Annotated in this window: 5 protein-coding genes; 4 read left to right on the plus strand and 1 reads right to left on the minus strand. The window is 68.6% G+C overall.

Annotated elements, in window-relative coordinates; all coding sequences use genetic code 11:
- The 3 genes from D7Y13_RS35060 to D7Y13_RS35070 all read left to right on the plus strand — a co-directional run.
- A partial coding sequence (locus tag D7Y13_RS35060; RefSeq protein WP_120630927.1) for a non-ribosomal peptide synthetase occupies positions 1–3,864 on the plus strand: 3,864 nt, incomplete at its 5' end.
- A 194-nt stretch (positions 3,865–4,058) separates the two neighbouring features.
- Positions 4,059–4,583, plus strand: a complete 525-nt coding sequence (locus D7Y13_RS35065; RefSeq protein WP_233595815.1) for a hypothetical protein — start codon at positions 4,059–4,061, stop codon at positions 4,581–4,583.
- A 4-nt stretch (positions 4,584–4,587) separates the two neighbouring features.
- Positions 4,588–5,058 (plus strand): SMI1/KNR4 family protein, encoded by a 471-nt coding sequence (locus D7Y13_RS35070; protein WP_120533254.1) that lies wholly within the window; start codon positions 4,588–4,590, stop codon positions 5,056–5,058.
- Positions 5,059–5,074: 16 nt separating this feature from the next.
- On the opposite strand, the gene D7Y13_RS35075 is transcribed toward D7Y13_RS35070, so the two are convergent.
- Positions 5,075–6,187: a Gfo/Idh/MocA family protein gene (locus tag D7Y13_RS35075; RefSeq protein WP_120585100.1), complete on the minus strand. Its 1,113-nt coding sequence runs from the start codon at positions 6,185–6,187 to the stop codon at positions 5,075–5,077.
- Between the two features lie 146 nt (positions 6,188–6,333).
- On the opposite strand from D7Y13_RS35075, the gene D7Y13_RS35080 reads away from it, so the two are divergent.
- A complete protein-coding gene (locus D7Y13_RS35080; protein ID WP_120585101.1) occupies positions 6,334–7,422 on the plus strand; it encodes a pectin acetylesterase-family hydrolase in 1,089 nt (362 codons plus the stop codon).
- The last annotated feature ends 31 nt before the right edge of the window (positions 7,423–7,453 follow it).

Genomic DNA, 7,453 nt, shown 5'->3' on the forward strand with positions numbered 1-7,453 from the left:
CCCATCCACCAACTCAAGGGCCACACGCTCTCGTTCCGGCTCTCCCCGGAGACCTCCCAGGCCATCGAGGACCTCTGCCTTCGGGAGAACGTCACGTTGTTCATGGGCCTGCTCGCGGGCTTCAGCGCGCTGCTGCACCGCTACACGGGCCAGCAGGACCTCATCGTCGGAACCCCGCTCGCCGGACGGATCCGGCCTGAGCTCGAAGGGATGGTCGGACTCTTCGTCAACACGCTCGCGCTCCGGCAGGACCTGTCGGGTTCCCCCAGTTTCATCGAACTGATGCGGCGCGTACGCGAGGTCACGCTCGGCGCCTACGCCCACCAGGAGCTTCCCTTCGAGAAGCTCGTCGAGGACTTCCACCCCGAGCGCGTACTCAGTCACGCGCTGGTGGTCCAGGTCATGTTCGTTCTGCAGACGCCCACCCTGGAGGCGCATCCGTCCACCGCGCTCCAGATGGTCACGGCCGCGGAGCCGTGGGAGCTGCGCACCGGGACGTCAAAGTGCGACCTGACGCTCTTCGTGACGAAGTCACCGGAGGGGCTGAAGGCGACCTTCGAGTACGACACCGATCTCTTCGACGCCGAACGCATCCAGCGCATGGCCTCCCACTTCCAGACGCTGCTGGAAGCCGCCGTCGCACAGCCTTCGCGACCCATCGCATCCCTCGCGCTGCTCCCCGAATCCGAGCGCCACCGCGTCCTCCGCGACTGGAACGACGCCACCGTCGACTTCCCCCGGGACCTCTGCATCCACGAGCGCTTCGCCCTCCAGGCCGCGCGCACTTCCGACGCGCCCGCCGTCACCTTCGGCCCCCTCACCGTCTCCTACCAACAGCTTGATGAGCGCTCTAACCAGCTCGCCTGGCACCTGCGCTCGCTCGGCGTTGGTCCCGAGGTCCTCGTCGGCCTGTGCGTGGAGCGCTCCGTCGACCTCATCGTCGGAATGCTCGCCGTGCTCAAGGCTGGCGGCGCCTACCTGCCGCTCGACGACTCCCATCCCGCTGAACGCCTCGCCTTCATGCTCCAGGACGCGCGCGTCAGCGTCCTGCTCGTGCACCAGCACAAGCGCGAACGGCTTCCGCCCTTCGCTGGCGTCACGGTGTGCCTCGATGCCGACGCGGACTCGCTCGGTCGCCTTTCCACCGCGCCCCTTCCGCGTACCTCCGGGCCGGAGAACCTCGCCTACGTCATCTTCACCTCGGGCTCCACCGGCAGACCCAAGGGCAGCGCCATCGTCCACCGGGGCGTGCTGGCCCTGGCCTTCGACCGCCTCCTCCATCCCTTCTCTCCGGAGGACCGCGTCGCCCAGGCGTCCAACGCATCCTTCGACCCGAGCACCTTTGAAATCTGGGGTGCCCTGCTGCACGGTGCCCACCTCGTAGGCATCACCGCCAATCCCGCGCACTCCCCCCAGGAGTTCGCGGACCAGGTGCGCGACACCCGGGCCTCCGTCATGTTCGTCACCACGGCGGTGCTCCACCTGCTCGCCCGCCAGATCCCCACGGCCTTCGCCGGCCTCAGGACGCTCGTCTTCGGAGGTGAGGCCGCCGATCCGCTCGCCCTGCGCGAAGTCCTCCAGCACGGCCCGCCCCAGCGCCTCGTCAACGGCTACGGCCCCACCGAGTGCACCGTCTTCTCCTCCTTCCACCTCCTCGATTCGCCCCCCGCGCTCGGCGTCCCCGTCCCCATCGGCCGCCCACTCACCAACGGCCCCCTCTACATCCTCGACTCCCTGCTGCAACCCGTGCCCATCGGTGTCCCGGGCGAGCTGTACGTCTCCGGTGAGCGCCTCGGCCGTGGCTACTTTGACCGCCCGGAACTCACGGCGTACACCTACCGGCCCCACCCCTTCTCCACCGTCCTGGGTGCGCGCCTGTACAAGACAGGGGACCGAGCCCGCTTCCTGGCCGACGGCCGCGTCGAGTACCTGGGCCGCGCCGACCATCAGGTGAAGGTGCGCGGCTACCGCGTCGAGCTGGGCGAAATCGAGGAGGCCCTGCGCCTCCACCCGACCGTCAAGGACGCCTCCGTCGTCGCGCTCGAGGCCGGAGGCGATCGGCGCCTCGCCGCCTATCTCGTGCCCGTCGCCGGGGCCGCGCTACCCGACGGCTCCGAGCTGCGCGGCTGGCTGCGCGAACGCCTTCCCGAGCACATGGTGCCCGCCTCCTTCACTCCGCTCGCCGCGCTGCCCCTCACCGTCAACGGCAAGGTGGACCGCCGTGCCCTGCCCGCCCCCGTGCCCGCTCGCGGTGACACGCAGGGGTATGTCCCGCCCTCCACGCCCACCGAGGCCACCCTCTGTCGCCTCTGGGCCTCGCTGCTCGACGTGGAGCGCGTGGGCCTGAACGACAACTTCTTCCACCTGGGCGGCCACTCCCTTCTCGCCACGCAGCTCGTCTCGCGCATCCGTTCAGAGCTGGGCGCGGAGGTCGCGCTCCGGGTCCTCTTCAGCGGTCCCACGGTCGCGGATCTCGCACGGCATCTGGGGACACTCACCCAGGACGACGGCCCCCGCGCGATGCCTCCGGTCGTGCGAGCGCCTCGCGACCGCGCGCTTCCACTCTCGTACGCGCAGGAGCGGCTGTACCGGTTCTTCCTCCGCGCGCCCACGTCGAGCGCCTACAACATTCCCTACGGTCACCGACTCCGGGGCCCCCTGGATGTCGAAGCGCTGCGCGGAGCCCTGCAGTCCCTACTGGAACGCCATGAGTCCATGCGGGTCCGGTTCTCGGAGGAGGACGGACAGCTCGTCCAGCGGGTCGTCCCCGCGGGTGACTTCCCGTGGCGCTTCGAGGACCTGAGCGAGCAGCCGGACGCGGAGGAAGCAGCGTGGCGGTACGTCCACGCCGATGCGGCGACGCCCTTTGATCTGAAGAAGGCTCCGCTCGTACGCGCCTCGCTCCTGCGCGTGAAGAGCGACGAGCACCTGTTCCTCATCTGCGTGCACCACATCGCGGCGGACGGTTGGTCCCTGGGCGTCATCGCTCGGGAGCTGGGGGCGCTGTACACGGCGCTGGCCCACGGCCGTGCAGCCGGACTCGCGCCCCTCGCCGTGCAGTATCCCGACTACGCGGCGTGGCAGCGAACCTGGCTCACCGGCCCAGAGCTGGAGCGACGCCTCGCGTACTGGAAGCAATCACTCGCGGGGGCACCCACGGAGCTCCGACTTCCCACCGACCGTCCCCGTCCGCCGGAGCGAACCTTCAATGGCATCCGCCGTCCGGTCCAACTGGGCCGTGTCCGCAGCGACGCGCTCCACGCCCTGTGCCGCCGCGAGAACGTGACGCCGTTCATGGCCCTGCTGGCCGCGTTCGGTGTCGTGCTCGCGCGCCGTTCCGGGCAGGAAGAGGTCGTCATCGGGTCGCCCATCGCGAACCGGCTCCTGCCGGAGTTGGAGCCGCTCATCGGCATGTTCGTCAACGGCCTGTGCCTGCGCGTCAACCTGCGCGGAGCCCCGGGGTTTCGCGCACTGTTGCAGCGCGTGCGAGAGGAGACGCTGGGCGCGTACGCACACCAGGAAGTCCCGCTCGATCAAGTGGTCGCGTCGCTGGGCGTCGAGCTGCCCACGAACCGCTCCCCGCTGTTCCAGGCCATGTTCGTCCTGCAGAACACCCCGGAGGTACCGTTCGAACTCCCGGGCCTCGACGTGACGCGCGTGATGGTCAGCCGGGGCAACGCCACCTATGAGCTGGCCCTGTCCCTGACGGAAATGGCCGAGGGCTTCACCGGCGCGCTGGAGTTCAACACCGACCTGTTCGATGCAAGCACCGCCGAGGGCATCCACACCGACCTCCTGGGCGTACTCGACACGGTGCTCGCGGATCCGGACGGCCCACTGGGGGGCCGCACGGGCACTCCATGAGGCAACCACCTTCCGCAGAGGAACTTCAACGTTTGCGCGCCCGAGCAGATCACCGTGTCGTAAAGTTGGACTCCGTGAAACCCAATCATAGAGCGCCTTCCTGGCGTTACATCGCGAGCTTGGCGGGAGCGCTGTTACTGAGTGCATGCGCCGAAACACCGATAGCGACCACTTCTGGAACACTCCGAAAGTGGGTGAGCCCCTTTGTACCGGTGCCCGGCGGCGGGCAGTTCCGCACCGTCGTCTACTATGGCCCCTGGCAGTGCAGCAGCCTGATCATGAACTACTGCCGGGAGAAGTGCGCCGGAAGCGGGCATGTCCTCCAAGGCTGCATGTGGCTCGCGGACGTCAAGATGGACTTCGAGGGAACGATCGTCCGGGCAGGAAGCCGGTTCGGAGTGACGCACTGCTGCTGTAACTACGGAACACTCAGCCCCGCTCAGAACGAAACCTCCCGCAGCCGCTGGAACAACATCCGCACGGAGTTCCGGGAGAAATGGGCAGACCGATTCGGCGCATGGCCAACCGGGGCCAACGGTAGGCCGTACGAGGGACACCACATCCGGGACCTCTGGCACGGCGGCAATCCCATCGACTGGGACAACATCTTCCCATTCCCCAAAGACATCCACCAGGACCTCTTTGGGCTCTACAACCAGTGCTACGCCAATGAGCCGCCGTGGACCAGCGTCGGCATGGACCATCCCTACGGAGAGTAGCGACATGCCAATGTCCGCATTGCTGGAGGAGGTGTCACGCATCCACCATGCGCGCCCTCCTGCGACACAGGCGCAAATCGAAGCGTTCGAGCAAAGCGTGGGGTGGCGCCTGGACCCGGACCTCCGCGCCTTCTACCTGCACTGTGACGGCGCCGACCTGTTCGACCGCGTCGACCCCGCCTTTTCCTTCTTCCCATTGTCGCAGCTTCGCCGCGCACGGGTGGTCATGCGCAAGGATGACACCGACCGCGCAGGCCCCGCGTCCTGGTACGCCCTGTGCGAAGTTCGAGACAGCAACTACATCCTTCTCGACGTGAGCGAGAAACACGGCGATCGATATCCCATCCGTGACGGCTACAACGAGGCGTTCCCGGACCCGGCTTACTGCCGCCAGATCGCCAGCTCTTTTTCCGAGTTCCTCGAAGGCGCACTTCGCTCCAACGAGCGTTGGTTCTGGCTCCGGGAAGACACCTGACCCCAGGCCTCGCAGATCAGCCCTGAACCGGAGCTGGTGCGTTCACCGGCTCGGGCGGCTCCACCGGGGGCTTCACGATGAGCTGCGCGAGCGTGGGCCGCTGGGGCTTCTCGAACGGCGCCAGCTTCACCGGCTGCCCGGTCCGCGCCGACTCCTGCAACGCGACGATGACGCGCACGTCCGCCAGTCCCTCGATGCCGTTGGGCTCCGGCTCCTGGTCCTCCAGCACGCAGCGCGAGAAGTAGATGAGCTCCGGCGCGAACTGGTCGCTGCTCTTGAACGTCCGCGTCTCCGCCTTGCCCCCCACGGTGATGAGGTGCTCGATGTCCGTGCCGTACCCGAAGCCGTGTTGCGCGAGCAGGTCGCCCTCGGTGCCCACCAGCCGGTAGCTCGACACCGCCGACGCCTCGTGGCTGATGCCGAACTGGGCCACCCGTCCGTGCGGGAAGCGCATCAGCGCGAACGCCGTCGCGTCCACGCCGTGGAAGCGGCCGTCCCCGCCGCTTGTGTAGGCGAACACCTCACGCGGCTCGTCGCGGAACAGGTAGCGCGCGGCGTTGATGGGATAGGGGCCTTCGTCCAGGAGCGCCCCGCCCCCCAGCTCCCTGCTGCCCCGGATGTCCCCGTCGCGCACCTGCTGCGTGAGCAGGGCGGAGAACATCCTCGGGTCGCCCAGCCTGCCGGAGCGCACCAGCTCCACGGCCTGGAGGTTCGCCTCCTCGAAGTGCAGCCGGTAGGCGATCATCAGCTTCACGTCGTTGTCGTTGGTAACGCGGATCATCGCCTCGCAGTCCTCCACCGACGTCGCCATCGGCTTCTCGCAGAGGACGTGGACACCCACGCGCGCGGCCCGCTCCGTGAAGGCCCGGTGCTGGCTGTTGGGCAACACGATGTAGACGGCGTCCGCGCGCGAATCGCGCAGCACCTGTTCGAAGTTCTCGTAGCCCCCCGCGTGCGAGACGCCGTACCGGCGCTGGAGCACGTCGCGCTTCGTCCGGTCGGAGGAGATGAGGGCCACCAGCTCGCAGTTCTCTTCCGCGTGCTGGAACGCCGGCAGGATGGCCACCTGCGCGAGATTGCCCGCCCCCACCACCGCGTACCGCACCTTCCTGGACGTCCCCTGGGCCATCGCGCCTCTCCCGTCGTGAGCTGAGTCCCAACCCTGGTGACGCGCTCCGCCACCCAGCAAGCCGCGATCGTTCCTCCGGTGCACGGCCCGTATGAGGGGCAGGCAGGAAGGCGGGCCCACGGCACCGTGTGCTATGCGCGAAAGCCATGCACGCTCGCTTCCTGACGCTCCTGGGGCTCCTCGTCCTCTTCGGCTGCGCGACACCTTTCGAGGACAGCGGTGCTCCGGATGCCGGGGCGTATGACCTTCCGTCCATCCCCTACACGGTGGATGCGGGCCCGCCCATCGACGCGCCCCGGGAGACCTGGACGTTCGTGCCCGTCCCCGAGGCCCATTGCGCGAACGGCTCGTCCACGGGCATGGCCGTCAACCTCACGGACCGCTCCAAGCGGGTCCTCGTCTTCCTCGCGGGCGGTGGCGCGTGCTGGGAGGCCGCCGCCTGCGCACTCGGAGCGGCCACCCACATCACCGACACGATGGGCGAGGCTCCCGTGCTGGCCGAGGCCCGCGCGCCGGACCTCGCGGTGCTCTTCGACCGCGAAAATCCGCGCAATCCGTTCCGCGACGCGAGCTTCGTCTACGTCCCCTACTGCACCGGAGACCTCCACGCGGGCACCCGCATCCAGACGTATGACTGGTTCGGCCCGAAGAACGTCGAACATGTGGGCGCGCGGAACCTGGATGCGTACCTGCGGCGGCTCCAGCCGACCTTCCCCGACGCTGACCGCGTCTGGCTCACGGGCATCAGCGCGGGCGGCTACGGGGCGACGTTCAATGCCTGGCGCGTGCAGAAGGCCCTGCCGTGGGCACGGGTGGACGTGCTGAACGATTCGGGGCTCGTCATCGACACCGTGGGGGATGGTCGCTACGGCACCATGCGCGCGAGCTGGGGCGTGGAGTTCCCGCCAGGGTGCTCCGGCTGTGACACGCGCCTGTCGGCGGTGCTGGGCGCCTCCGCGAACCTGCTCACCGCCCCCCGGCGATACGGGATGCTCGGCTACCAGCAGGATGGCACCATCTCCCTCTACTTCGGACTGGACGGCCCCCAGGTGCAGGCCGGACTGGAGGCGGCCCGCGCCGCGGCGGCCCCGAACGTGAAGACCTTCTACCTGCCAGGCAACCCCCACGTGCTCCTGGCCCACCCGGACGCCGCGAACGGCGCGGGCCTCACCGTGCGCGACTGGCTCCAGCGTTTCGCGAGCGATGATCCTGCCTGGGACCACGAAGGCCCCTGAGCCGTCCTGCTTCGCGCCTGCCTTCCCCTCC

The sequence above is a fragment of the Corallococcus praedator genome (assembly GCF_003612125.1).
GTDB lineage: Bacteria > Myxococcota > Myxococcia > Myxococcales > Myxococcaceae > Corallococcus > Corallococcus praedator.

Bases quoted from the DNA above. Each gene is read 5' to 3' on its own strand.
- D7Y13_RS35070 (WP_120533254.1), top strand. From the start codon at position 4,588: ATGCCAATGTCCGCATTGCTGGAGGAGGTGTCACGCATCCACCATGCG.
- D7Y13_RS35075 (WP_120585100.1), bottom strand. From the start codon at position 6,187: ATGGCCCAGGGGACGTCCAGGAAGGTGCGGTACGCGGTGGTGGGGGCG.
- D7Y13_RS35080 (WP_120585101.1), top strand. From the start codon at position 6,334: ATGCACGCTCGCTTCCTGACGCTCCTGGGGCTCCTCGTCCTCTTCGGC.